Source organism: Mesoflavibacter sp. CH_XMU1404-2, assembly GCF_037029465.1.
GTDB lineage: Bacteria > Bacteroidota > Bacteroidia > Flavobacteriales > Flavobacteriaceae > Mesoflavibacter.
The window spans coordinates 74,955-99,447 of the sequence record NZ_JAYMEM010000018.1; the positions used below are offsets into that span (position 1 = coordinate 74,955).

Annotated in this window: 25 protein-coding genes; 7 read left to right on the plus strand and 18 right to left on the minus strand. The window is 31.2% G+C overall.

Annotated elements, in window-relative coordinates; all coding sequences use genetic code 11:
• Positions 1–124 precede the first annotated feature (124 nt).
• The 7 genes from arfB to WA327_RS08280 are packed head-to-tail and all read right to left on the minus strand — an operon-like array spanning position 125 to position 4,846.
• Positions 125–532 (minus strand): alternative ribosome rescue aminoacyl-tRNA hydrolase ArfB, encoded by a 408-nt coding sequence (arfB, locus tag WA327_RS08250; RefSeq protein WP_336068510.1) that lies wholly within the window; start codon positions 530–532, stop codon positions 125–127.
• Positions 532–2,085, minus strand: a complete 1,554-nt coding sequence (locus WA327_RS08255; protein WP_336068511.1) for a DUF4301 family protein — start codon at positions 2,083–2,085, stop codon at positions 532–534. Before WA327_RS08255 ends, arfB begins: the two co-directional genes overlap by 1 nt.
• Positions 2,069–2,659, minus strand: coding sequence for an ATP-binding protein (locus WA327_RS08260; protein ID WP_336068513.1), 591 nt, complete (start codon positions 2,657–2,659; stop codon positions 2,069–2,071). The genes WA327_RS08255 and WA327_RS08260 overlap by 17 nt, the downstream gene beginning before the upstream one ends.
• Positions 2,620–3,252 carry a nicotinamide riboside transporter PnuC gene (gene pnuC / locus WA327_RS08265; RefSeq protein WP_336068515.1) on the minus strand — a complete coding sequence of 211 codons (633 nt, stop codon included), beginning with the start codon at positions 3,250–3,252 and terminating at the stop codon, positions 2,620–2,622. Before pnuC ends, WA327_RS08260 begins: the two co-directional genes overlap by 40 nt.
• Positions 3,236–3,496, minus strand: a complete 261-nt coding sequence (locus WA327_RS08270) for a thiamine-binding protein (RefSeq protein ID WP_336068517.1) — start codon at positions 3,494–3,496, stop codon at positions 3,236–3,238. The genes pnuC and WA327_RS08270 overlap by 17 nt, the downstream gene beginning before the upstream one ends.
• 1 nt (position 3,497) lies before the next feature.
• Positions 3,498–4,223 carry a geranylgeranylglyceryl/heptaprenylglyceryl phosphate synthase gene (locus tag WA327_RS08275; RefSeq protein ID WP_336068569.1) on the minus strand — a complete coding sequence of 242 codons (726 nt, stop codon included), beginning with the start codon at positions 4,221–4,223 and terminating at the stop codon, positions 3,498–3,500.
• A complete protein-coding gene (locus WA327_RS08280; RefSeq protein WP_336068520.1) occupies positions 4,220–4,846 on the minus strand; it encodes a 4'-phosphopantetheinyl transferase superfamily protein in 627 nt (208 codons plus the stop codon). The genes WA327_RS08275 and WA327_RS08280 overlap by 4 nt, the downstream gene beginning before the upstream one ends.
• 136 nt (positions 4,847–4,982) lie before the next feature.
• Between WA327_RS08280 and ahcY the strand changes: the two genes are divergently transcribed.
• The gene (gene ahcY / locus WA327_RS08285) at positions 4,983–6,299 is read left to right on the plus strand and encodes an adenosylhomocysteinase (protein ID WP_243473700.1); all 1,317 of its coding nucleotides are present in this window, start codon (positions 4,983–4,985) and stop codon (positions 6,297–6,299) included.
• A gap of 147 nt (positions 6,300–6,446) precedes the next feature.
• Here ahcY and WA327_RS08290 read toward each other — a convergent pair whose 3' ends face one another.
• The 5 genes from WA327_RS08290 to WA327_RS08310 form a co-directional block, all read right to left on the minus strand.
• Positions 6,447–7,460 (minus strand): phytase, encoded by a 1,014-nt coding sequence (locus WA327_RS08290; protein WP_336068524.1) that lies wholly within the window; start codon positions 7,458–7,460, stop codon positions 6,447–6,449.
• Positions 7,460–10,318, minus strand: a complete 2,859-nt coding sequence (locus WA327_RS08295; protein ID WP_336068527.1) for a TonB-dependent receptor — start codon at positions 10,316–10,318, stop codon at positions 7,460–7,462. Before WA327_RS08295 ends, WA327_RS08290 begins: the two co-directional genes overlap by 1 nt.
• A 194-nt stretch (positions 10,319–10,512) precedes the next feature.
• Entirely contained in the window at positions 10,513–10,773 is a 261-nt protein-coding gene (gene rpmA / locus WA327_RS08300) for a 50S ribosomal protein L27 (RefSeq protein WP_304145841.1), read from the minus strand.
• A gap of 65 nt (positions 10,774–10,838) precedes the next feature.
• Positions 10,839–11,492, minus strand: a complete 654-nt coding sequence (rplU, locus tag WA327_RS08305) for a 50S ribosomal protein L21 (RefSeq protein WP_336068532.1) — start codon at positions 11,490–11,492, stop codon at positions 10,839–10,841.
• A gap of 97 nt (positions 11,493–11,589) precedes the next feature.
• Complete coding sequence (locus tag WA327_RS08310) at positions 11,590–12,042, minus strand: DUF4199 domain-containing protein (protein ID WP_336068533.1); 453 nt, start codon at positions 12,040–12,042, stop codon at positions 11,590–11,592.
• 189 nt (positions 12,043–12,231) lie between these two features.
• On the opposite strand from WA327_RS08310, the gene WA327_RS08315 reads away from it, so the two are divergent.
• Together WA327_RS08315 and WA327_RS08320 are read left to right on the plus strand one after the other, a co-directional pair.
• The gene (locus tag WA327_RS08315; protein WP_304145831.1) at positions 12,232–13,554 is read left to right on the plus strand and encodes a pitrilysin family protein; all 1,323 of its coding nucleotides are present in this window, start codon (positions 12,232–12,234) and stop codon (positions 13,552–13,554) included.
• A 49-nt stretch (positions 13,555–13,603) separates the two neighbouring features.
• Entirely contained in the window at positions 13,604–15,682 is a 2,079-nt protein-coding gene (locus WA327_RS08320) for a pitrilysin family protein (RefSeq protein WP_336068536.1), read from the plus strand.
• A 35-nt stretch (positions 15,683–15,717) separates the two neighbouring features.
• Here WA327_RS08320 and WA327_RS08325 read toward each other — a convergent pair whose 3' ends face one another.
• Positions 15,718–16,614: a DMT family transporter gene (locus tag WA327_RS08325; RefSeq protein WP_036227636.1), complete on the minus strand. Its 897-nt coding sequence runs from the start codon at positions 16,612–16,614 to the stop codon at positions 15,718–15,720.
• 99 nt (positions 16,615–16,713) lie between these two features.
• Between WA327_RS08325 and WA327_RS08330 the strand changes: the two genes are divergently transcribed.
• Both WA327_RS08330 and WA327_RS08335 read left to right on the plus strand, forming a co-directional pair.
• Positions 16,714–17,226, plus strand: coding sequence for a heavy metal-associated domain-containing protein (locus WA327_RS08330; RefSeq protein WP_336068541.1), 513 nt, complete (start codon positions 16,714–16,716; stop codon positions 17,224–17,226).
• Between the two features lie 99 nt (positions 17,227–17,325).
• On the plus strand, positions 17,326–18,153 hold the full coding sequence (locus WA327_RS08335) for an alpha/beta hydrolase-fold protein (RefSeq protein WP_336068543.1): 828 nt from the start codon (positions 17,326–17,328) through the stop codon (positions 18,151–18,153).
• A gap of 1 nt (position 18,154) precedes the next feature.
• Here WA327_RS08335 and gldD read toward each other — a convergent pair whose 3' ends face one another.
• The 4 genes from gldD to mutY all read right to left on the minus strand — a co-directional run bounded on the left by gldD (position 18,155) and on the right by mutY (position 21,656).
• Positions 18,155–18,736, minus strand: a complete 582-nt coding sequence (gene gldD, locus WA327_RS08340; protein WP_336068545.1) for a gliding motility lipoprotein GldD — start codon at positions 18,734–18,736, stop codon at positions 18,155–18,157.
• A gap of 16 nt (positions 18,737–18,752) precedes the next feature.
• Positions 18,753–20,057: a gliding motility-associated protein GldE gene (locus WA327_RS08345; protein ID WP_336068548.1), complete on the minus strand. Its 1,305-nt coding sequence runs from the start codon at positions 20,055–20,057 to the stop codon at positions 18,753–18,755.
• A gap of 10 nt (positions 20,058–20,067) precedes the next feature.
• Entirely contained in the window at positions 20,068–20,523 is a 456-nt protein-coding gene (locus WA327_RS08350; RefSeq protein WP_336068550.1) for a single-stranded DNA-binding protein, read from the minus strand.
• Between the two features lie 92 nt (positions 20,524–20,615).
• Complete coding sequence (mutY, locus tag WA327_RS08355) at positions 20,616–21,656, minus strand: A/G-specific adenine glycosylase (RefSeq protein ID WP_336068552.1); 1,041 nt, start codon at positions 21,654–21,656, stop codon at positions 20,616–20,618.
• 137 nt (positions 21,657–21,793) lie between these two features.
• Between mutY and WA327_RS08360 the strand changes: the two genes are divergently transcribed.
• Positions 21,794–22,084 carry an HU family DNA-binding protein gene (locus tag WA327_RS08360; RefSeq protein WP_019386001.1) on the plus strand — a complete coding sequence of 97 codons (291 nt, stop codon included), beginning with the start codon at positions 21,794–21,796 and terminating at the stop codon, positions 22,082–22,084.
• Between the two features lie 309 nt (positions 22,085–22,393).
• Positions 22,394–23,938: a ribonuclease E/G gene (locus WA327_RS08365; protein WP_336068561.1), complete on the plus strand. Its 1,545-nt coding sequence runs from the start codon at positions 22,394–22,396 to the stop codon at positions 23,936–23,938.
• 212 nt (positions 23,939–24,150) lie between these two features.
• Here the strand turns inward: WA327_RS08365 and WA327_RS08370 are convergent.
• A partial coding sequence (locus WA327_RS08370; protein WP_336068563.1) for an OmpA family protein occupies positions 24,151–24,493 on the minus strand: 343 nt, incomplete at its 5' end.

The following is a 24,493-nucleotide window of genomic DNA, read 5'->3' on the forward strand; positions in this document are numbered from 1 at the left end:
CTTTTTTGAGAACGGCGCAAAGATAAATAGGTTTTTTGAAATAAAAATAAGAATTCTAACTTTTATAAAATTAATTTAAAAATAGCCGAAAATAAAATTGTTTTTTTTTTAAAATAATATCAAACTAATCAATGTTAGGTTTACGTCTATTTACTTTCTTTTCGGATTGTATTTTTTTGTTTTTTAGTCGCTTTTTAATAACTGACTTTGGCACTTTTGTAGGTTTTCTTTCTGCTTTAACCTCTAGTGCTGCTTCTAAGATCGAAAATGCTCTACTTATTGCAATTCGTTTATTTTTAAGTTGACTACGAGTTTCTCCGCATTGTAGAATTAAAACGTGCTCTTTAGTTAACCTATTAGATAGTTTTTCTGTTATTATTGCTTTTTGATCTTCAGTTAATACCGAAGAATCTGACACAGAAAAACTCAATTCAATTTTTGTGGCTACTTTGTTTACGTGTTGTCCTCCACTACCTGAGCTACGAATGGCTTTAAAATTAAACTCTCTTTCTAATTCTTGATAAGGCAACATTAGTCTACTTGATGAGATGATTTAAGCAAATCGTTTACCGTTTTTACTGGGTTAAATGTTGCTAATGGTACTTCTACAAAAATAGTATTCCAGTTAGACATACTACCATTCCAAAGTCCTGGTAATTCTAATGCTTTTATACTTTTACCGTTAACGGTTTTTTCTGTTATAAAAGCTGCTTTGGCGTCTAAATATTGTTGTAAATCGTATGTCTCTCCTTTGTAGTTTTTTATACAACAAACAATATCTACGGGATTAAAATGAGTTGCTTTTTTTAGAATTTTTTTCTGGGATTTTGCTTTAGTATCTATTTGAGCTGTTTCTACAATTTGAAGTGAAATATTAGCTGATTCATCTTTTACCCAAAATGGTCCTCCGCCAGGTTCACCTTCGTTTTTCACTATTCCACAAACTCTAATTGGACGATTTAATTTTTTCTGTAGATATTCTACTTGGTATTTTTTAGCATACTTTTCAAATTCAGCAGAAATAACAACATTAAGTTTGTTTTGTAAAAAGTTGGCAATCTCTATTAACTCCTGTTCGCTTAGTTCTTTTTCGTCTAAAGCTTTAGCGTATTCAAAAGCTTTGTTTTTTGCTTCTAACAGTAATCCTGCAAGGACTTTTTTCTGCTTACCAACTTCATCTTTATATTTTGAAACTACTACATTATCTATGTTTTTTATAAAAATAACATCGGCATCCAATTCATTTAAATTGTTTAATAACGCACCATGACCAGATGGTCTAAAGTATAAATCTTTAGATTTTGTTCTAACAATTTCGTCTTTACTGTTTACCGCAATCGTATCTGTAGATTGTTTTTGAAATGAAAACGAAATATCAAATGTAGTTTCTGTTTTTGCCTCTACTTTGTCTTTGATCTTTTCAAATTCTTCTTCAAAAAGTTCTAAATGTTTATCTGAAATTGTGAAATGAACCTTTGCTTTTTTATTTGATGAAGCGTATTGCGCAGCTTCATATAAATGCTCTTCAAACGCAGTTGCTGTATGATCTTGATATTTATGAAATGGTAATAAACCTTTAGGATAAAAACTGTAATTAAGCTGATTTTCTTCCAACAAAGCTTTAACAAATTCTATACGTTGTTCTTCTAAAGTTAATTGTGAGTAATGTGGTTTTGTATTTTTTAAATGCTGAATAACATCGTTATAAAACGGCAACTTTTCTAAACCGATAAAAAATAACGAAATGTCTAATGCTTTTTTACGGTTGATGTATGCATTGATACTTTCGTCTTTAGATTGATAAGATTTTAAAAACTGAAATAAGAATTTAAACATGCGTGTTGCTGCACCAGAAGCAGGCACAAACTTGACAATGTCTATATTTTCTTTAGATGAATCATATAATGAAATGAATTGATCTTTTTCTGCATCATTTAGCTTCAAAATCCCATCATCTACAGTTGCTGCACGTTTTAAATTGATAAACGGTAATCCTGTCTTAAATATCTCAACTTGCTGTTCTATTTTTTTTACAGAAATTCCTTTTTTATCTAATAAATTTTGGTCTTTAGTGCTTAACTTCATCTTTCTTTTCTCTTTGTTCTAATAGTTGATTAATATGCTTTGCAGCTAATGCTAACCGCATTTTTTTATCACCCTTTAATAAAACATATGGTTTGTTATATTTTATTAAAGCTGCTTCAAACGCTTCAAACATTTCTTGTCTTTCTTCTGGTTTATCTCTTAAATCATCTGCTTCCCAAGGTGTATCAATATACGTTAAAAAGTATAAATCGTAGGTGTTTTTTAAGGCATATTTTTCTAATAATGGATCACATGTACCTGAATAATATTCTTCTGAATATACTTTAGTTTCTAATAAATCGGTATCGCAAATTAAAACTGAATCTGTTTTTTGGGCTAATGTGTTTTCTAATTGCATTTGACCAATAGCTATTGGCAAAAGGTCTTTAGGCTCGCAAGTTTTACGCTCGTTATTCCATTTATTTTGAAGATATTCGCGTGCATATTCTGGTACCCAAACAGAATTATAATATCGCGCTAATTGCCTAGAAAGTGTCGTTTTACCACTACTTTCTGGTCCAAAAAGCACAACTTTTATACAATTGCTTGGTTGTTGTTTAAGAGCTTTTTCCATGCTAAATATCCATAAATTGCTATGACCGTAAATCCTAAATATTGAAAACTGGTAAACGTAAATCCTTTATAGAAATATAAAGGTACTGAAATGATATCTCCGATAATCCAAAAAATCCAATTTTCAATTTTTCTTTTTGCCATTAACCACATTCCTACAAAGAAAATTGCTGTAGTTAGCGCATCTAAATAAGCAACCCAACTTGTCCATTTTCCAAAAGTTTGATAAACTGCAAAGACAAAAACTAATGTTACAAAAAATATAGCAATACTAGCTTGTTTTTCTTTAATTGTTATGCATGAAATTGGTGTAACATGAGTTTGATCTACCTTTTTAGTCCAAAAATACCAACCGTAAACACTCATTATAAAATAGTAAGCGTTTATCATCATATCTCCTAAAAGTTCCCATTTCAGTAATAAATACACAAAAATTATGGTACTAATCATACCCGTTGGAAACACAAGAAAATTGTTTTGTTTAGAATACCAAACTGATAAGAATCCAAAAATTACAGCAATGATTTCTAAAACAATATCTACAGTATCGTAAGTTGCATATTGACCAAAAAAGAAATCAAAAATGTGGTTCATAATCGCTTCTGTTGGTTTTTACAACCTTCATAGTTAACACACTAATATCTGCATTTTCAAAAGACGTTTTGATAGCTTGATTTAAAAAAGGCATTAGCGTATCAAAATCGCCAAATATTTGAGTGCTTAAAGGGTTTTCAAGCACTTTAAACTCAGAATTTCTTAGTGTTTTTATAAAATCTATAATGTGTGCCTCATAATCGTTTTGTAACGGAGACAAAGTTAAATCTACTGAAATTTGCATACTAATGTTTTAATTGTTCAAAAAACTGTTGATCTTCTTCAAAAGCAGTACCAATAACTACCAAATCTGCACCTGCTATAAAAGCATTTTCAATTTGAGATTTTGATCTAATACCACCACCAACAATTAACGGAATATCTATTTTATTTTTTACCGAAGTAATTACCTCAACTGGCACTTCATAAGTAGCGCCGCTACCAGCTTCTAAATAAATCAACTTTTTACCTAGTAATTCTCCTGCTTTTGCTGTGTTTGTTATAGCATCTACGTCTGTTCTATTTAAAGGTAACGTGTTTGTAACGCGCTGTACAGCTGTTGTTTTACCAGATTCTATTAAAATATATCCTGTTGAAATGACTTCTAATTGTGTTTTTTCTAATAAAGGTACAGCCTGTACTTGCTTGTCTATTAAGTAGTCTGCATTTCTTCCGGAAAGCAAAGACAAAAACAAAATAGCATCTGCATCTTTTGAAATTTGTGTGACATCACCCGGAAATAAAACTATAGGTAAATCGGTTAGCATTTTTATAACCTCAACTAATTGTTGGGTTACGTTTTGCCCAACTTCACTACCACCAACAAAAATGTGAGTTATTACAGATTTATTGACTTTATCTATAAATTGCAATGCATTTTTAAGCTGAAACTTATCTGGATCTATTAAGACTGCTAATAGTTTATTTCCTTCGTTTTTAGCTTGTAATATATGGTTATAAATGTTCATTATTCAATAACGTAAGCGCAAGTAAAATCTTCAAATTCTAAGAAGTGTGAGTTGTATCTTTTTTTAAGACCGTTATAATCAATCCAACACACGGTTTCTTCATCTTTCATAGAAAATGGAATGACTAAAAAGTGTTCTCTAAACAACATTCCTGGTGTTGCAAATAATTTATATAAAGATTCTTTTATGCCCCAAATTACGGTTAACTTGTTAATATAATCTTCAGCTTCAGTATCTAAATATTCAAACTCGTATTCTACAAATTTCTTGGCGATTTTAGCTATTTTTTCACGCTGCATTTCTATGTCAATACCAACTTCATTGTCACTAACAATGACTCCAGAAAACGTAAAACTATGCGTTATCGAAATATGCTTTCCGTCTTTTAAATGAGGTTTACCGTTTTCATCATAATACAAATCTTGATCGGTGTATCCAAACTCACGCAACAAGTGTCTTACACTTAAAAATCCACGTTGGTGCAACTCGCTTTTCATTCCTAAAACTCTAGTCAAACTTTCTAATTTTAAGTCTAATGGCGACAGTAAATCGTCATAAGTTTCTTCAATTTTCCAAATTTTAACAGTAGTTTGGCTATTAGGAGTAATGGATTTATAAAGAGGCATTTAATATTCTAAATGTTATTAGTTATCTTTGCATCGCTTAAGGCGATTTTGGCATTTTATATAGCGAATTTAGTTATTTTAAAGCACTAAAACCAAAGTTTAGCCTTTTAATAAACACTGAAAAAAAAAATTAAAGATGAGTACAAAAACAGTTGCTTACGTACCAAATAAGGTAAAAGACATGTCGCTTGCGGCTTGGGGAAGAAAAGAAATTGAATTAGCCGAAGCAGAAATGCCAGGTTTAATGAGCTTACGTGAAGAATATAAAAACGAACAACCTTTAAAAGGTGCACGTATTGCTGGTTGTTTACACATGACCATTCAAACTGCAGTTTTAATTGAAACATTACAAGCTTTAGGTGCAGAAGTAACTTGGAGTAGTTGTAACATTTTCTCTACGCAAGATCAAGCTGCTGCTGCTATTGCTGAAGCTGGAACAGCTGTTTATGCTTGGAAAGATATGACAGAAGAAGAGTTTGACTGGTGTATAGAGCAAACTTTATTTTTTGGAGAAGATCGTAAACCATTAAACATGATTTTAGATGATGGTGGAGATTTAACTAACATGGTTTTAGATAAATACCCAGAATTAGCGTCTGGCATTAAAGGTTTATCTGAAGAAACTACAACTGGTGTACACCGTTTATACGAGCGTGTTAAAAACGGAACGTTACCAATGCCTGCTATTAATGTAAACGACTCGGTAACAAAATCTAAATTTGATAACAAATACGGTTGTCGCGAAAGTGCTGTAGATGCTATACGTCGTGCAACAGACGTGATGTTAGCTGGAAAGCGTGTTGTAGTTTGTGGTTACGGAGATGTTGGTAAAGGTACAGCTGCCTCTTTTAAAGGTGCTGGAAGTATCGTAACAGTTACTGAAATTGACCCAATCTGTGCGTTACAAGCTGCAATGGACGGTTTTGAAGTCAAAAAATTAGAAACTGTTGTTGGTAATGCAGATATCGTAATTACTACAACTGGAAACAAAGACATTGTACGTGCAGAGCACTTTAAAGCAATGAAAGATAAAACTATAGTGTGTAACATTGGTCATTTTGATAACGAAATACAAATGGCTTGGTTAAACGAAAACTACGGTAATACTAAGAATACTATCAAACCACAAGTAGATAAATATACTATTGATGGTAATGATATTATTGTTTTAGCAGAAGGACGTTTAGTAAACTTAGGTTGTGCAACTGGTCACCCAAGTTTTGTGATGAGTAACTCTTTTACTAACCAAACATTAGCACAAATAGAACTTTGGAATCATTCTGATAAGTATGAAAACGAAGTATATATGCTACCAAAACATTTAGATGAAAAAGTAGCTGCATTACACTTAGAAAAAATTGGTGTAGAGCTTACTGAGTTAAAACCAGATCAAGCTAAATACATTGGTGTAGAAGTTGAAGGTCCTTTTAAACCTGAACACTATAGATATTAAGACTTCCTGCGAAAGCAGGAATCTCAAATTCCAAAAATTAAAAAAAACAAATCCCAAACAGAAATGTTTGGGATTTTTTATTGTACATTTTAAAATCAAAAACCCTTTCCAGTCTGGAAAGGGTTTTCTTAATTTATGAAAAAATTATTATTTATTCAATTGTAATGAATCTACTGCATGATAAAAGAAATCTTGCTCATCATTCATTGAAACAAATAATCCTTTGGGAAATTTTTCACCTAAAGCTTGTGTTGTAATATCACAACCATCGGTTTCTAAAGTTCCTAAGTTTAAAGTTTTTACGTAAGTATTATCACTTCTAGTAAAAAAATTAAACGTATGATCTTGTTGATTAGATATAATTAAATAACCTTTACCATTTGGATAAGTTGCTATAGCAATACCTTCTATATCGTCTTTAAAATACTCAGAACCAAACATGGATATTTCTTTATTCCCATCTTTTGGGTTAGCGTGATATTTTCTTATACCTACACCTTCATCAGAAAAATATACAAAACCTAACTCGTCGTCTACAGCTATGGCTTCGATTTCTTTTTGACCACTAAATGTTCCTAATTTTCTAAGTAATTTTGCAGAAACTCCTGTCGAGTCAGGCTCTAATCCATACTGGTATAGATAACCTTCTTTTGGACCAGCTTTTCTACTAACAAATACAGAAACTTCGTTTGTTTGTGGGTTTTTATAAATTGAAATTCCCATTGGTCGTTTCATTTCTATATCAGTTTCGTCTTCAAATACTTTAAAGCCTCCATTATCAAGTGGTTTTAAATCTGGCACAGAAAATAATCGTATTTGATTTTTTTCTCTTTCTGTAAACATCATAATATCGGTTTCTGTACTATCTGTTAACTTAAAACCATATTCTACATCTACATTGTTTGGGTAACTAACACCAGTAATTGCTTTGTCTTTAATTAGTTTTCCGTTTAAATCAAAAGCGTAAACACCACCATTTACTTCATCTTTATCTGTACCAAAAATTATACTTTGTTCTAGGTTTTGTTTGTTTACCCAAATTGCTGGATCATCACTATCGTGAGGTACTTTATCTGTTTTTAATGTTGGCGGTATTTCTGGCAAGTTAGTTTTGCAAGCTACCAATAATATTGCGCAACATAGTATTAATAATTGTTTCATTATTTTTTGCTTTTAAATAGATCGTACTTTAATCCAAAGGTTAAACGTTTCTCGTAATATTCCATTTGCATAGTTCTTCCTTTTACACCTTGGTAATAACGTAATGGTTGGTTAGTGATGTTATTTAAGTTAGCGTATAAGGTTAGATTTTTACTTAAAGCGATGTTTGCATTAAAGTCTAAGAAAAACTGCTCGTCATAATATCTGTCTTCAAAAGCATTTCCTCCTATTTCATCTACATAATCGTCAGAGAAATTAGCAGATAAACGTAAACTGAACTTTTTAGCATCATAGCTTAAAGATCCGTTAAACATATTTGGCGCTGTTTGTGGTAAATCTAAATCTGTACGTTCTTCTCCATCTTCGTTATAAATACCATCTGTATTTGAAGTTAAATACGTGTAGTTTAAATAAATATTAAAGTTTTTAGCAAAACCTGGCAAGAAATCTAAACGACGTTGAAATGAAAATTCTGCTCCAAAAACTGATGCTCCATCTCCGTTTAGTGGTTGGTAAACTTCATAACCATTTTCATTTTCTGTTTGTCTTACATAAACAAAATCTTGAATATCTTTATAAAATAAACCTCCTGAAATTATACCAACAGATTTAAAGTAATGCTCTGCCATAATATCAAAGTTCATAGATGTAGTTGGGTCTAACTCTGAATTACCTAAGAAAATCTCTTCATCTTCATTATTAATTTCTTGATAAGGCACTAAATCTACATAGTTTGGACGCGCTAAAGTATTTGTCCATGCAAAACGTAAAACAGTATTATCTGTTACGTTATATTTTAAATGAACACCTGGTAAAAGGTTTGTGTAAGAATTTTTATCTGTTAATTTTTGAATACCATCTACATCTCCATCTTCATTAAAAGTTAACTCGTTACCTTCACTATCAATAGAAGTATGCTCTAACCTAACACCTGCTAACACGCTAAATTTATCAGAAAAATCTTGATTTAACATAACATATCCTGCGTATACGTTTTCATTAACATCGTAGTTAGCTGTAATATATTCTTCTGGCAAATCTTCACCTTCAAATAGGTTTGTGTTGTTAAGATTAAGTCCTCCTAAAAATTCTTCAGAAGCAAATGTTCCTATTTGATATTGACTACCTGCTAAAAAGTCTACGTCTGAATAGTTTTTAGTTGGTATCATACCTAGTTGATCTAACATTCCTGTTGCATCACTGTATTCTGTAAAATCGTTATCTCTATTTTTATTTTTTAATCTGGTTTTTACTCCAAATTTTAAAAATCCATCTCTATCTTCAACAATAGAAACTGGTAATTTTGCGTTTACAAAAAAGTTAAAATCTTCTTCTTCTGTATATTGATTTTCTTCTGATAACTCATTAAACGTAAAAATTGAAAAATCAGAATTAGCAGCATTTACTGGTGAATAGTTTGGTTTATCTTGATTGTTATTAAAGTTAACCATGTACTCGCTTTCGTATTCTAGATAACGTTCGTTTAATCTTTCTTCAGATGCTTTAGCAAATGAAGCCATCCAATCAAATTCTACATTACCTAATAAATGATCTCCACCTAAACTAAAGTTAAACATACGTTGATCTTCTAAACGCCTGTTTTTATTTCTATTATTATCAATTCCGCCTTTAGATTGTCTTTTTGCCTCAACCGGAAACATGGTTAAATTTCCATTGCTATCAACATTAAAATCGCCTAAACCAATATCTTCTCCATCTAATATTTCATGTTCTAATCTAAATCTGTTTTCGCGATCATCTCTCCAGTTATAAATCGATTTGAAATAAACTGTGTTATTTTTATCTAACTCGTAATCAAAATTTGCAGAAAAACTTCTTCTAACACGTTGTACTAAGTATTCTCTAATTTCAAAAACATTAGCGTAAGGATTTACATCTACTTCTTCAAGGATATCATCACCTTCTATGTCTTGGACTCCTGTATTATATTCAAACTCATCTGTCCATTCTGCTTCTACGTTATCACTTCCAAAATCATTATCATTGATAGATGCAGAAACCATCCAACCAAATTTACCATCGTTAGAACGGTCTCCTACTAAAAATGAACCATTTAAAATACGCTTATCTGTAATAAAGTTTAAACCAGAACCTGCTGTTGCAGACAATCTAAATCCTTGTGGCGATGTTCTTGTAATTAAATTTACAGATCCTCCAAGTGCATCTGCATCCATATCTGGTGTAACTGCTTTATTAACTTCGATAGTTTGAATCATATCAGATGGAATTAAATCCATTTGTATGTTTCTATTATCACCTTCAGCAGAAGGAATTCTACTTCCATTAAGTGTTACTGAGTTTAATTGAGGTGATAAACCTCTAACAATAATATTTCTTGCTTCACCTTGGTCAACTTGCATTGTAATACCAGGTATACGCTTTACAGCATCTCCTATGTTAGCATCTGGAAACTTACCTATTTGATCTGTAGAAACAATATTGGTAATATTTTGTTTGTTTTTTTGAGTGTTTAGGGCTCTTGCTTGGCTACCTATACCATAACCAGTTAATACTACAGTTTCTAATTCTGTATTTTCAGAATTTAAATTAATATTAAGTGTCGTTGTAGTATTAGCTTTAACTTGTACAGACTCTGAAACATCAGAATATCCTAAGTATTTTACTAATAAAGTATAATCTCCTTCAGGAACATCTACTAATGTATATTTACCGTTAAAATCAGAAATAGCGCCTTTATTTAGAGTTTCGATTAAAACAGTTGCTCCTGGTATAGATATACCGTTTTCATCTGTTAAAGTTCCTTGGATGTTTCCCGACTGAGAATAGCCACTAAATGAAATAGTTAGCAGCATTAATAAGGTGTAAAAGTATTTCATATTTTGTTGATTTTTGTTCAACGCTAAATAATAAAATACCCTTTTAAGTGAAATTAGATAAACTTAAAGATTGAGTTATCTTTGAATAAAAAAACAAGCTTTTTAATATTGACAAAACTTTGAGTTAATATTTAAGAAACAAAAAACCCTTTCTAATCAGAAAGGGTTTTTTTAATATTTTGGGCTAAAAATTCTTAAGCCTGAAAAGGCTCTATAGAAACATAAGATTTGTTATCTTTTTTCTTAGTGAATTTTACAACACCATCAACTTTAGCATGTAAAGTGTGGTCTTTCCCTTGGTATACGTTTTCACCTGGGTGATGTGTATTACCACGTTGTCTTATGATAATGTTTCCTGCAACAGCAGCTTGACCACCAAAAATCTTAACACCTAATCGTTTCGATTCTGATTCTCTACCGTTTTTAGAACTACCAACTCCTTTTTTGTGAGCCATAATTTTAAGGTTTTAAAGTGTCCGCTTTGTAACGGATACGTTGTGTTATACTTAAGCTTTGTAGATTATTTCTCTACGCCACCATCTAATTTGTCTTGTAATTCTTTTAACTCATCCCACTTACCGTCAGCAGCTAATTGAGCTTGCTTTGGCCAAGTGTCTGGCACGTGATTACCACGAACACCTTCGATGATTTCAGAAATTTTTGCTGGTTTAGCTTTTGCTAAGTCTGCGTAAGTTGCAATACCTGCTTCTACTAAAGTTTCAGCAATTTTAGGGCCAATACCTTCAATTTTCTTTAAATCGTCTGCTTTACCAGTAGACTTTTTTGCAGCTGCTTTTGGCGCTTCTGCTTTAGCCTCTTTTTTTGGAGCAGCTTTTTCAGCTTTTTTTGCTGGCTTAGCTCCTGATGCTACTATGTTTTCGATTACGATTTCAGATAAAGCTTGTCTGTGTCCATTTTTTACACGGTAACCTTTTCTTCTTTTCTTTTTGAAAACAATAACTTTATCACCTTTAAGGTGCTTTAAGACTTTTGCACTTACTTGTGCTCCGTCTATAGCTGGGGCGCCTACTGTTACATTGCTACCGTCTGCTAATAAAAGTACGTTGTCAAAATCAACTTGTTTACCTTCTTCTACTGCTAAACGATTAACAAAAACTTTTTGGTCTTTTTCAACTTTAAATTGATGCCCTGCTATCTCTACAATTGCGTACATAGCGTAACGTTTTTATTAATTTAATTATTACTTTTTGCTTCTGTTTTCTCAGAAAGCGGATGCAAATATACTCCTAATTAATTAATCTACAAACGTTTTAAGCATTTTGAAGCATATTTCTGCTCTTTTTAAACATTTGCATACATGTTAAGGTTAAAACTACAGTTGTAGCAAAACCCATAATTGCAACTACAAAAGCTACTAAACCTACATGTACGTTGTAGTCTCTTTTAAAAACCGTTAGTAATTCTCCTAAAAAATCTGGATTAATTTCGGTAGCATAAAGCGTGAAAAAAATTGTAAAAACTATAGTAGCTAAAAAGCCAGCAACTAAGCCAACTGTAAATCCACTTGTGTAACTAAAATTTTCTTCTTGTCTTAATTTATGGTACTTAATAACTTCATAGATACCAAATCCTATAATCACACTATTAAAAAGACTAAAAAAAGGATTGGTATGTAAATTAAACAGTGCTAAAATTAAAAAATAAGCGATAAGAGCTGCGCTAATGGCAAACCCATATTTGATAGGTAGTGAGATACTTTTCATAGTTCATTTTTTATTGGTTAAATAGTCCTTTTAAGATCGTGAAAAAAAATCCGTTTTTTTATAATTTGATGTTAATTTTTCCCTTTTAAAGCCCTTTAAGCCGTTTGTATTGTTATTTTTGTTAAAAAAGTGTAACAAATTTTTACAATTTGATACTTATACCTAAATAGACAATTAAATATCTTAAACATGAAAAAAAGTTTATTCTCATTAGCAGCTTTAGTGTTGGCTGGTTTTACAGCTAATGCTCAAGAAGTTAAGTATGAAGAGTATGATTTAGATAACGGTATGCACGTTATTTTACATCAAGACAATTCTGCACCAGTAGTTACTACTTCTGTAATGTATCACGTTGGTGCTAAAGACGAAAATCCAGAGCGCACAGGTTTTGCTCACTTTTTTGAGCACCTTTTATTTGAAGGAACAGAAAACATTCCGCGTGGAGAATGGTTTAAAATAGTATCTTCTAATGGTGGTAGCAATAATGCTAACACTACAGACGACAGAACATATTACTACGAAGTATTCCCTTCTAACCAAGTTGAATTAGGTTTATGGATGGAATCTGAGCGTTTAATGCATCCTGTAATCAATCAAATTGGTGTAGACACTCAAAACGAAGTTGTTAAAGAAGAAAAACGTTTACGTGTAGACAACTCACCTTATGGTAAGTTTTTTGAAAACGTAAAGAAAAACATGTTTAAAAAACACCCTTACCGTTGGACAACCATTGGTGAGATGGAACATTTGGATGCAGCAACTTTAGAAGAGTTTCAAGCATTTAATAAAAAATTCTATGTGCCAAACAATGCAGTATTGGTTGTTGCTGGAGACATAGACGTACCTCAGGTTAAAAAAATGATTAAAGATTATTTTGGGCCAATACCAAGAGGTGAAGAAATTACAAGAAACTTCCCAAAAGAAGATCCAATTACAGAGCAAATAGACGCAAAAGCTTACGACGCAAACATCCAAATACCTGCTGTTGTAGCTGCTTACCGTACGCCTTCTATGAAAGATAGAGATGCTTACGTTTTAGACATGTTATCTACTTATTTAAGTAGCGGAAAATCTTCTGTACTTTACAAAAAATTAGTAGACGAAAAGAAAATGGCATTACAAGTTGGTGCTTTTAACAATAGTCAAGAAGATTACGGAACTTACATTCTTTTTGGTCTTCCTTTAGGAGATGTAAAACTTTCTGACTTAATGAAAGAAATTGATGAAGAAATTGTAAAAGTTCAAAACGAATTAATCTCAGAAAGAGACTATCAAAAACTTCAAAATCAATTTGAAAACCAATTTGTAAATTCTAACTCTAGTATTTCAGGTATTGCTAACTCTTTAGCTAGATACTACATGCTTTACGGTGATACAGATTTAATCAACTCAGAAATTGACATCTACAGATCTATCACAAGAGAAGAAATGCAGGAAGTAGCAAAAAAATACTTAAACCCTAATCAACGTCTTGTATTAGAGTATTTACCAGAGGAAAAAGATAACAAATAAGAAATGAAAATTAGCTTCGGCAATTTTTCAATTTAAAATATAAAACACAATGAAAACAAAAATAACAGCCTTATTAGCCGTATTGTTCTTATCGATTTCTGCAACAGCACAAATTGATAGATCTGTACAACCTAAACCAGGTCCTGCTCCAACCATTACTTTAGAAGTACCAGGAGAATTTCAACTTAAAAATGGACTTAAAGTTTTAGTTGTAGAAAACCATAAATTACCACGTGTATCTTACTCTTTAACTATTGACAATAAACCAATCGTAGAAGGAGACAAAGCAGGAGTATCTAGCATGCTTGGCGCAATGTTAGGTAATGGTACAACTAGCATCTCTAAAGACGATTTTAATGATGAAATTGACTTTTTAGGAGCTAGATTAAACTTTGGATCTAGCAGCGCATATGCTTCTGGTTTATCTAAATACTCTGAGCGTATTATGGAGTTAATGGCAGACGCTGCAATCAATCCATTATTAACACAAGAAGAGTTTGACAAAGAAAAAACTAAAGTTTTAGAAGGTCTTAAAAACTCAGAAAAAAGTGTTTCTGCTGTAGCAGGTAGAGTTGGTTCTGCACTTGCTTACGGAAAAAAACATCCTTACGGTGAATTTGTAACCGAAGAAACAGTAAACAACATCACGTTAGATAACGTAAGAGCATTTTACCAAAAATACTTTAACCCAAACAATGCTTACTTAGTTATTGTTGGTGATGTAGACTTTAAAACAGTAGAAAAAAACGTAAAAAAATACTTCAAAAACTGGGAAAAAGGTATCGATTTTACAACTAATGTAATCGAACCAAATCCAAATGTACCTACTACGCAAATCAACTTTGTAGATATGCCTAACGCAGTACAATCTAACATTGCTGTAACTAACAATGTAGATTTAAAAATGAATGATGACGACTATCTTGCTGCAAAAGTTGCTAACTATATTCTTGGTGGTGGTGGTGAAGGTTATTTATTCTTAAACCTTCGTGAAGATAAAGGTTACACCTATGGATCTTATTCTAGTATAGGAGCAGATAAATATGGTGCATCAAGATTTGAAGCTACTGCAGAAGTAAGAAATATGGTTACAGATAGCTCTGTAGTAGAAATGCTTAAAGAGGTAAACCGTATTAAAAACGAAACGATTACTGAAGAAGCTTTAAAAAATGCAAAAGCTAAGTATGTAGGTAGTTTTATCATGTCTTTAGAACAACCACAAACTATTGCAAGAAATGCTCTAAACATTAAACTAAACAATCTTCCTGCAGATTACTACAAGACTTATTTATCAAGAATTAATGCACTTACAGTTCAAGACATTAAAGATGCAGCTAATAAATATTTTAAGCCTGAAAACGCAAGAGTTATTATAGTTGGTAAAGGAAGCGAAGTAATACCTAACTTAGAAAAAACAGGATTACCTATTAAGTATTTTGACAAATTTGCAAACCCTGTAGAAAAGCCAGTATTTTCTAAACCAATACCTGATGGTGTTACTGCAAAAATAGTAGTTGACAATTATTTAACAGCTGTTGGTGGAATAGACAAAATCAAAGCTGTAAAAACAGTACACATGAGTGGAGATGTAAAAATTGAAGGTGTGCCAATTCCTTTAACTGCTGAAGTAAAATACATGATGCCAAATAAAGAATCTTTAGAAATGAATGCTGAAGGCATGGGTACATTAATGAAGCAAAAGTGGAATGGTACAACTGGATATATGGAGCAACAAGGAATGAAAAGAGATATGACAGAAGATCAAATTGCAGAGAAAAAAGCAAGCCCAGCATTATTCCCAGAAACTGATTTGGACATGAACAATGTAAGCTTAGAAAGCATTGTTTCTATTAACGGAGAGGATAACTACAAAGTAAAAGTAGTTAATGGAGATAATGAAATTTTCCGTTATTACAATACGTCTACTAATTTATTAACTCAAGTAGAAAGTACTTCTGAAGCACAAGGTCAAGAAATTAAAACAGTTGTAACTTACAACAACTATTCTCCAGTTAACGGAGTACAGTTACCGTATGGTCAAACAATTGTTTCTGGACCACAGACGATAGCTATGAATTTTAAAGCAATTAAAGTTAACGAAGGTGTTACAGACGCAGACTTTGAATAATTAATTGTTTATGATATTTATTAAAAATCCGGAGTTTAATTACTTCGGATTTTTTTTTGCTTTCTATTTGCTAAAAACACACCAAATAATATTATCAAACTACCCAAACCTTGGGTCCAACTAAAAGTTTCATTATCTAATAATCCCCAAATTAATGCTACAATTGGCATTATATAAGTTACAGAAGATGCAAACACAGGTGTTGACATCTGCACTAACTTATTAAATAAAACTTTGGCTAAAGCGGTACCAAAAAAAGATAAAACAACTACAAAACCAATAGAACTTACAAATTCTGATTGGTCTAAGTTTTCAACATTAAAAAAGTCAGTCAAAATCAACACCAATAATGCAGGAATAAAAATTATAACATAATTACCTGCTGCAATACTTAATGGTTTAACATGTTGCAAATAAGTTTTTATAACATTTACATTAATTGCATACATAATTGTAGATGCAATTACAAAACCTGCATACCAATAATTTTGATTTGGATTTAGATCTGCTCCTTCAAGTATCAAAATAGAAGTTCCTACAAAACCAATTACAATCCCAATAACTTGCCTAGTATTTGTCGCTATTTTAAAAACAGCAGCACCTAACAAAACCGTATTTAAAGGCACTAAACTATTTAAAATAGAAGCCACAGCACTATCAATTTCAGTTTCTGCTATAGCAAAGAAAAACGCAGGAAAAAATGAACCTACAAAACCTGAAAGCGCTATCCATTTCCAGTCTTCTTTTTTGAGAAGCTTCAATTTATTATAACCAACAATAAACAAAAATACACCGGTAATAATCGTGCGTAAAGCTCCTAATTGATAAGCATTTAATCCTATCAATGCCTTTTTTATCAGGATAAAAGATGTACCCCAAATTAAAGACAACATTAATAGGTAAACCCATTTTAAATAATCATTATTTTGCATAGTCAATTTTTACACTACAAAAATGGAATAATAAATACAATAATTAACAATATTTCTTAGTTTTGTAATCTATTCAGTAATAATTAAATACTATATAAAATGAAATTATTTAAAAATATATTAGCTTTAGCTATTGTCACTCTTTTTGCGTTTAGTTGTAAAAACGAAGCACAACCAGAAGTAGTAACTTCTCCAAATTCTGAAGCTACAACAACTACAGAAGTTGCTAAATTAGATCCAAACGCTAATTATGCTAAAGCAGAATTTACTATCGAAGGAATGACTTGCGCAATGGGATGTGCAAAGACTATCGAGAAAAAAATGGCTAAAATGGAAGGTGTAAAATCTGCAACAGTAGATTTTGACAAAAAATTAGCAATGGTAGAATATGATGATGCTAAAGTAACTCCTGAAAGTTTAGAAAACACAGTTACAAGTGTTGCAGACCAATACAGTGTAAAAGACATGAAAACTGTAGAAAGTTTTACTAAAGACAAAAAAGAATGTTCTGCAAAATGTAAAGAAAAATGTGCAAACAAAACAGATGCAGAAAAAATGGCTTGCAAAGAAACGTGCAAAAAAACTTGTGCAGAAAAAGCTAAAAAAGCCTAAGACATTTAAAAATTAATAATAAAAAGCCTCGATTAGTCGAGGCTTTTTTATGCTTATAAAATCATTAAATATTCATATTTTGGATAAAATTTATTAAAGATGAAAAATAGGGTTTTCTTATTCATTACAATTTTGTGTGCTTATTTTATAAAAGCTCAAACATTACCTCAAACCATTAGTGATACAACTTTTACTATTGGTAAAACAGTTAAAATTAAATCTGAAATATTGAATGAAAACAGAGAATTAAACATTTATTTACCTGCATCTTACAATCTAGACAGTTTAAAGACCTATCCTGTAATCTATTTATTAGACGGTTCTAAAGACGAAGATTTTATACATATTTCAGGAATTGTACAGTTTGGTTCGTTTTCTTGGATTAATATGTTGCCAGAGTCTATTGTTGTAGGAATTGCTAATGTAGACAGAAAAAGAGACTTTACATATCCATCTAAAAATGAACTTGACCAAAAAGAATTTCCTTCATCTGGAAAATCTGAAAAATTTATAAGTTTTATTGAATCAGAACTTCAGCCTTACATAAACTCTAAATTTAGAACTACAAACAATACTACAATTATTGACCAATCTTTAGGCGGATTATTAGCTACTGAAATACTATTAAAAAAACCAGATCTTTTTGACAATTATATTATTGTTAGTCCTAGTTTGTGGTGGGATGATGAAAATTTATTAAACTTCAAACCTATTAATTATAACAATAATAAATCTATTTACATAGCAGTTGGTAAAGAAGGGCAAGTTATGGAACGTACAGCCAAAGAACTTCACAAAAAACTAAACTCTAATAAAAAACAAAACACAAGGTTGCTTTTTAACTTTTTAGAAAATAAAACTCACGGAGATGCTTTACATATTGCAGTATATGATGCTTTTGAGAAAATTTATAGTTCTAAAAAATAAATTATTTCCACTCTAAAGTTTCCATTATATGCTTAATATCTTTTTGCAGATAGTTTGCTGCAGGTAATATAGAATCGTAATTAGGTTTTGCGTAAAAATATAAAGAACCTGTTAAAAAGTGCTTTGTACTATCTGTAACATAAAATTGTGATTGGCTTGCGGCATTACCACCAACTTCGTAAAACATTCCGTAAACCTTTCGTTCTTTATTATCATAAACTTGCTCTACAATTTCATCAGCTTTACGTGTGTGCTCTTGTGTAAAATTTTGTGCGTCTTTTAAAAACTTGGTTAATTCTTCTTCGTCATGTATCGTTTTATAAGTAAGATAAATTGTTCCTTTTAATTTATCATACTCTAAGTTTAACCCAAAACTACTTGGATCATTAGGAATGGTTTTAATTTTAACGGTATCACTAAGTGTATTTCTTTCAAAAGAAAACGGTAATTGTTTATTATAACTTTTATAAGTTGCTTCTGGATACTCTAACCTTAAATACCCTTTTGGTTTTGGTACAGGATCTTCTGCGCAACTGGTTAATAAGAGTAAACCTAAAAGTAAATATGTTAGTTTTTGTATCATCAATTCTACATTTTGGTTAGGGCAAAGTTACCTTAACACGCTTAATACGTTTTTTATCTAAAGACTCTATAGTAAAAACGTAATTTTCAAATTTTATTTTACTGTTTCGTTTAGGAAAACCTCCAGAGTTTTCTAAAATAAACCCAGCTAAAGTTTCGGCTTCTCCTTTATTGTCTTCAAAAACAGTATCGTCTTCAAGTTTTATAATTTTATAAAAATCTTTCAATGCTGTTTTACCTTCAAAAACATAATTTTTATCATCTAGCTTAGAAAAGATTAAATCTTCGTCATCAAACTCGTCACTAATATCACCAACAATTTCTTCTATAATATCTTCTAAAGAAACCAAGCCTGAAGTTCCACCATATTCATCAACTACAACAGCAAGGTGTACTTTTTTCTCTTGAAATTCTGACATTAAATCATCCAATTTTTTGTTTTCTGGCACAAAAAATGGATCACGTAAAAGTGATGTCCAATCAAATTCTTTTTCATTTAAATAAGGCAACAAGTCTTTTACGTATAGAATACCTTTTATATTATCCATATTATCTTGGTAAACTGGTATTCTGGAATAACCGTTGGCTACAATTTCTTCTACAATTTCAGCGTAAGTTTGATCTATACTTAATGCAAATACATCAATACGTGGTTGCATAACTTGTTTGGTATCTGTATTACCAAAACTTACAATACCTTGTAATATTTTTTGCTCTTCTTTGGTTGTATCATGCTCGCTTGTTAGCTCTAGTGCTTGAGATAATTGATCTACACTAAGGTTTGATTTTTGTTTTCCTAATCGGCTATGTATTGTTAATGTTATAGCGCGCATTGGTAAACTTAACGGAGAAAAAACAACATCTAAAACACGTAAAGGATATGCCATAAAAGTGGCGAATTTTAAATTATTACGGCTAGCATATATTTTTGGCAAAATTTCTCCAAAAAGCAAAATTAAAAAAGTAACAACTACTACATCAACTATAAATTTTATTAAAGTAGATGTAATACTTTTAAACATAAACTCACTTAAAAAAGCAAACAAAATTACTATACCAATATTTATAAAATTATTTGCCACCAATATGGTTGCCAGTAGTTTTTTTGGTCGTTCTAAAAGCTTGGTAATTATTTTTATTTGGTTTTTTGTAGCTAGTTCTTCGTCTTCTAAGTCTGTTCTTGACAGAGAAAATAAAGCAACTTCTGCTCCAGAAATTAATGCAGAACCAATTAAAAGAACTATTAAAAGTACAAATCCTAGTACTATATTTATATTAGTACTAGCTAAAAGTAAGATAAAACACGAGGGTTCAGGATCCATATAATATTACTTAAAAAGGAAGATCGTCATTATCGTCTTCTATAGGTTGTGTATTTGGTGTTTCTGGTTTTGGTGTTTGTTGTTGCATAGGTTTTGCTTGTGCGTTACCTTGCATAGCTTCAGATTCATTTTTATTACTTAAAAACGTAAAATCTGTCACTTGTATTTCGGTACTATAACGGTCGTTACCAGAATCGTCTTGCCATTTTCTAGTTTTTATACGACCTTCAACATATATTTTATCACCTTTTGAAAGGTATTTTTCACATATTTCTGCCGCTTTGTTACGTACTACAATATTATGCCATTCGGTATTGCTTACACGCTCGTTAGTTTGCTTATTGGTATAAGTCTCATTAGTTGCTAAAGGAAAACGTCCTATGCAACCGCCACCTTCAAAATAGTGCATTTTTACTTCGTCTCCTAAATGCCCAATTAGCATTACTTTATTAAGTGTTCCTGACATAAATATTGAATATTAAGGACGCAAAATTACAGAATTGCGTCTGTATGTTACTAAAATTAATAATTTTTTTTGAAGTGAATGAATTTTGGATTTCAAAAATTAAATTTATCGATAAAGTTTCCTATCAAAATAGGCACAGGATAGTCTTCTATGGTAGAAATATCAATACCATTTTCAATTCTTTCATCTAAACTTACTATCCAAAACTTAGTGTGTAAATGTTGATGCGATAGCTTGTGTATTATATCTGTATCATTATATAAATGAATATCAAAATCCTTTCCTTCAAGAATACCTAAACTTTCAATATTAGACTTTATATTATTGTAAGTTGAAGGTTTTTCAGTTTCAATTAATGGAAATTGATATAAGTTTTGCCAAATGCCACTTCCTATACGTTGCTCTAAAATAGTTTGCTTATTTTCAGAAATAATGACTATAAAATTAAAATACTTATTAGTGATCTTAGTTTTTTTGAGCTTAACAGGTAATACATCAATTTTATTTTCTTTCAATGCCAAACAACTTGTTTTAAAAGGACAAATACTACAATCTGGATTTTTAGGTTTGCACTGTCTTGCACCAAACTCCATTATAGCTTGATTAAAAATAGCAGGTTGCTTTTTATCTATTAATTCTTGCGCTAATGCTTTAAATTCTTTTTGTCCTGGTGTAGAGTTTATTGGTGTTTTAATTCCAAAAATTCTTGATAATGCTCTGTAAACATTACCATCAACAACAGCAGTCACTTCGTCAAAACAAATAGAAGCAATTGCACTAGCGGTATAATCTCCAACTCCTTTTAACTTTAAAATCTCTTTATATGTATTAGGAAAAACACCATCAAGTTCATTCACTATATATTTTGCCGACCAATGTAAATTTCTTGCGCGTGAGTAATAGCCTAATCCTTGCCATAATTTTAACACTTCTTCTTCATTGGCGTTTGCAAGGTCAAAAACTGTCGGAAATTGACGTGTAAAAGCATGATAATAAGGTGTACCTTGAGCCACTTGGGTTTGCTGTAAGATGATTTCAGAAAGCCAGATATAATAAGGGTTAGTCGTGTTACGCCAAGGTAAGTCACGCTTGTTTCCTGTATACCAATTAATTAAGTTTTTTGAAAAATTCATAGAGCTAAAAACTATAAGAAAAACAAAAGTAAAGTTTATAGCATTAAATTTTAATGAATTAGGTTTGAAATATTGAATATTAAATGCCTATATTTGCCAACCCTTAAAAATTTTAATAACCCAAATAATAAAAGAAAATGACTAAGGCTGATTTAGTAGCAAAAATTTCTGAGAAATTAGGAATTGAAAAAGGAGATGTTCAAGCGACTGTTGAAACTTTTATGGAAGAAGTAAAAACATCTTTAGAGAGTGGAGATAATGTGTATTTAAGAGGATTCGGTAGCTTCATTATCAAAACTAGAGCTGAAAAAACTGGAAGAAATATTTCTAAAAATACAACAATCAAAATTCCAGCTCACAATATTCCAGCATTTAAGCCTGCAAAAGTATTTGTAGAAGGCGTTAAAACAAATGTTGACGTAAAGTAAAAATTTAAACGAATTATTAATTAAAAAAACATTAACCTATGCCAAGTGGTAAAAAACGTAAAAGACACAAGGTTGCTACGCATAAGCGTAAAAAACGTAGACGCGCTAACCGTCACAAAAAGAAAAAATAATTCCAAAAAGTAGTTTTTTAACTACTTTTTTGGTTTTTTAAAATTTCGTTCTTTGAAAATAGAGTTTAATAAAATTTACGTGTAAACCTTGCGTAAAATTAAACTCAGCCGGATTAAAAATCCTGTGAAAATTGTATAATCCATCTGTACTTAATTGTATGGATAAAAATTAACCTAAATGGATAAAGAATTAATTATTAGGTCTAGTCCAGAAGCTGTTGATTTTGCCTTATTAAAAGATGGAAAATTAGTTGAATTACATAAAGATGAAGATGGTAACAAGTTTGCTGTTGGTGATGTGTTTATCGCCAAAATAAGAAAAGCTGTACCAGGTCTTAATGCTGCATTTGTTAATGTAGGATATGAAAAAGATGCCTTTTTGCACTATCATGATTTAGGACCACAAATTTCTTCACTTTTAAAATTCACAAAACGTGTAAGCACAGGTAAATTAAAAGACTTTTCTTTAAAAGATTACCCATTTGAAAAAGACATTGATAAAGACGGTAAAATAAACAACGTCTTAAAATCAAACCAGTCTATTTTAGTACAAATCGTAAAAGAACCAATATCTACAAAAGGTCCAAGGATAAGCTCAGAGCTTTCTATTGCCGGTAGATATATTGTTTTAGTCCCTTTTTCTGATCGTATATCTATTTCTCAAAAAATAGAAAATAGAGAAGAAAAAGACCGTTTAAAACGATTGGTAAAAAGTATAACTCCACCAGGTTTTGGCGTTATTGTACGAACAGTAGCTGAAGGCAAAAAGGTAGCCGAACTAGACAAAGATTTACAGCATTTGTTAAGTCGTTGGACAACAATGTGTAAAAAGCTACACAAAGCCCATCATCCTACCAAAGTATTAGGAGAATTAAATAAAGCATCTTCAATTTTAAGAGACATATTTAACGACACTTTTACAGGTATACATGTAGATGATGAAGAGCTTTATTTTCAAATAAAAGATTATTTGCAAGAAATTGCACCAAATAAAGAATCAATTGTCAAACTCTATCAATCTAAAGTTCCCATTTTTGAGAAATACGGGATAGAACGACAAATAAAAACTTCTTTTGGAAAAACAGTATCTATGGCTAAAGGTGCCTACCTTGTTATAGAACATACTGAAGCACTTCATGTAATAGACGTTAACAGCGGTAATAGATCTAACAAATCAAACTCACAAGAAGACACTGCACTAGAAGTAAATCTTATCTCTGCAACAGAAGTAGCACGACAGTTAAGATTACGCGATATGGGCGGTATTATTGTAGTAGACTTTATAGATTTAAACTCTGCCGAAAACAGAAAAAAACTTTACAATCACTTACGTGAAGAAATGAAAGATGATAGAGCCAAACATAAAATATTACCTCCTAGTAAGTTTGGATTGATTCAAATAACACGTCAAAGAGTACGACCAGAAATGAACATTAAAACCAGAGAAGTTAACCCTAATGGTGATAATGGAGAAGAGGTCGAAGCACCAATAGTATTGGTACAAAAAATAACTCATGACTTAGAACAACTATTTAAAAAAGACTATAAAAAGGTGACCTTAAACACACATCCTTTTATAGCAGCCTTTTTAACAAAAGGTTTTCCATCTGTACGTTCAAAATGGTTTTTTGAACACAAAAAATGGGTAAAAATACAACCTAGAGATGCTTACACATATTTAGAATATCATTTTTACGATAAAAATGGTGATTTAATAAAATAACCCAAAGCCTTGCTAAATAATTAGTGAGGCTTTTTTTATTGTAAAGATTTGGGCGTTTTAACAGGCTGTTCGTTATATCTTTTTTTGCCTTATATGGAAGCAAAAAAAGGATGCCACTACCATCCTTAACGCAAAAAAGCGGTAATTTGAATGGTTCAAATTACCGCTTTTTTAGTATTAATAAAGCTGATTATTTCAGCATAAAATTTAGATTACTGCTTCACAATTAAGAACTGACTTCTTCTGTTAAGTTGGTGTTGTTCTTTACTACAAGGGTTACAATCTACAGCAGGCTCAGTTTCACCTTTACCAGTTGCAGATATTCTGCTAGCATCAATACCTTTAGAGATAATGTACTGTCTTGTAGTTTGCGCACGTCTTTCTGATAAACCTTGGTTGTAGCTATCAGAACCTCTAAAGTCTGTGTGAGACGTTGCTTCTATAACCATATTTGGGTATTTGTTCATTACTTGTACTAAGTTGTCTAATTCAAACGCTGCTTTTGCTGTGATGTTTGATTTATCAAACTCAAAGTAAATTGGGTTTAATACCACT

Coding starts and splice junctions, on each gene's coding strand:
- pnuC (WP_336068515.1), bottom strand. CDS start 3,252: ATGAACCACATTTTTGATTTCTTTTTTGGTCAATATGCAACTTACGAT.
- WA327_RS08350 (WP_336068550.1), bottom strand. CDS start 20,523: ATGTCAGGAACACTTAATAAAGTAATGCTAATTGGGCATTTAGGAGAC.
- WA327_RS08260 (WP_336068513.1), bottom strand. CDS start 2,659: ATGGAAAAAGCTCTTAAACAACAACCAAGCAATTGTATAAAAGTTGTG.
- rplU (WP_336068532.1), bottom strand. CDS start 11,492: ATGTACGCAATTGTAGAGATAGCAGGGCATCAATTTAAAGTTGAAAAA.
- gldD (WP_336068545.1), bottom strand. CDS start 18,736: ATGATACAAAAACTAACATATTTACTTTTAGGTTTACTCTTATTAACC.
- rpmA (WP_304145841.1), bottom strand. CDS start 10,773: ATGGCTCACAAAAAAGGAGTTGGTAGTTCTAAAAACGGTAGAGAATCA.
- WA327_RS08325 (WP_036227636.1), bottom strand. CDS start 16,614: ATGCAAAATAATGATTATTTAAAATGGGTTTACCTATTAATGTTGTCT.
- WA327_RS08315 (WP_304145831.1), top strand. CDS start 12,232: ATGAAAAAAAGTTTATTCTCATTAGCAGCTTTAGTGTTGGCTGGTTTT.
- WA327_RS08360 (WP_019386001.1), top strand. CDS start 21,794: ATGACTAAGGCTGATTTAGTAGCAAAAATTTCTGAGAAATTAGGAATT.
- ahcY (WP_243473700.1), top strand. CDS start 4,983: ATGAGTACAAAAACAGTTGCTTACGTACCAAATAAGGTAAAAGACATG.
- WA327_RS08330 (WP_336068541.1), top strand. CDS start 16,714: ATGAAATTATTTAAAAATATATTAGCTTTAGCTATTGTCACTCTTTTT.
- arfB (WP_336068510.1), bottom strand. CDS start 532: ATGTTGCCTTATCAAGAATTAGAAAGAGAGTTTAATTTTAAAGCCATT.
- WA327_RS08365 (WP_336068561.1), top strand. CDS start 22,394: ATGGATAAAGAATTAATTATTAGGTCTAGTCCAGAAGCTGTTGATTTT.
- WA327_RS08345 (WP_336068548.1), bottom strand. CDS start 20,057: ATGGATCCTGAACCCTCGTGTTTTATCTTACTTTTAGCTAGTACTAAT.
- WA327_RS08310 (WP_336068533.1), bottom strand. CDS start 12,042: ATGAAAAGTATCTCACTACCTATCAAATATGGGTTTGCCATTAGCGCA.
- WA327_RS08255 (WP_336068511.1), bottom strand. CDS start 2,085: ATGAAGTTAAGCACTAAAGACCAAAATTTATTAGATAAAAAAGGAATT.
- WA327_RS08280 (WP_336068520.1), bottom strand. CDS start 4,846: ATGCCTCTTTATAAATCCATTACTCCTAATAGCCAAACTACTGTTAAA.
- WA327_RS08270 (WP_336068517.1), bottom strand. CDS start 3,496: ATGCAAATTTCAGTAGATTTAACTTTGTCTCCGTTACAAAACGATTAT.
- mutY (WP_336068552.1), bottom strand. CDS start 21,656: ATGAATTTTTCAAAAAACTTAATTAATTGGTATACAGGAAACAAGCGT.
- WA327_RS08290 (WP_336068524.1), bottom strand. CDS start 7,460: ATGAAACAATTATTAATACTATGTTGCGCAATATTATTGGTAGCTTGC.
- WA327_RS08320 (WP_336068536.1), top strand. CDS start 13,604: ATGAAAACAAAAATAACAGCCTTATTAGCCGTATTGTTCTTATCGATT.
- WA327_RS08335 (WP_336068543.1), top strand. CDS start 17,326: ATGAAAAATAGGGTTTTCTTATTCATTACAATTTTGTGTGCTTATTTT.
- WA327_RS08295 (WP_336068527.1), bottom strand. CDS start 10,318: ATGAAATACTTTTACACCTTATTAATGCTGCTAACTATTTCATTTAGT.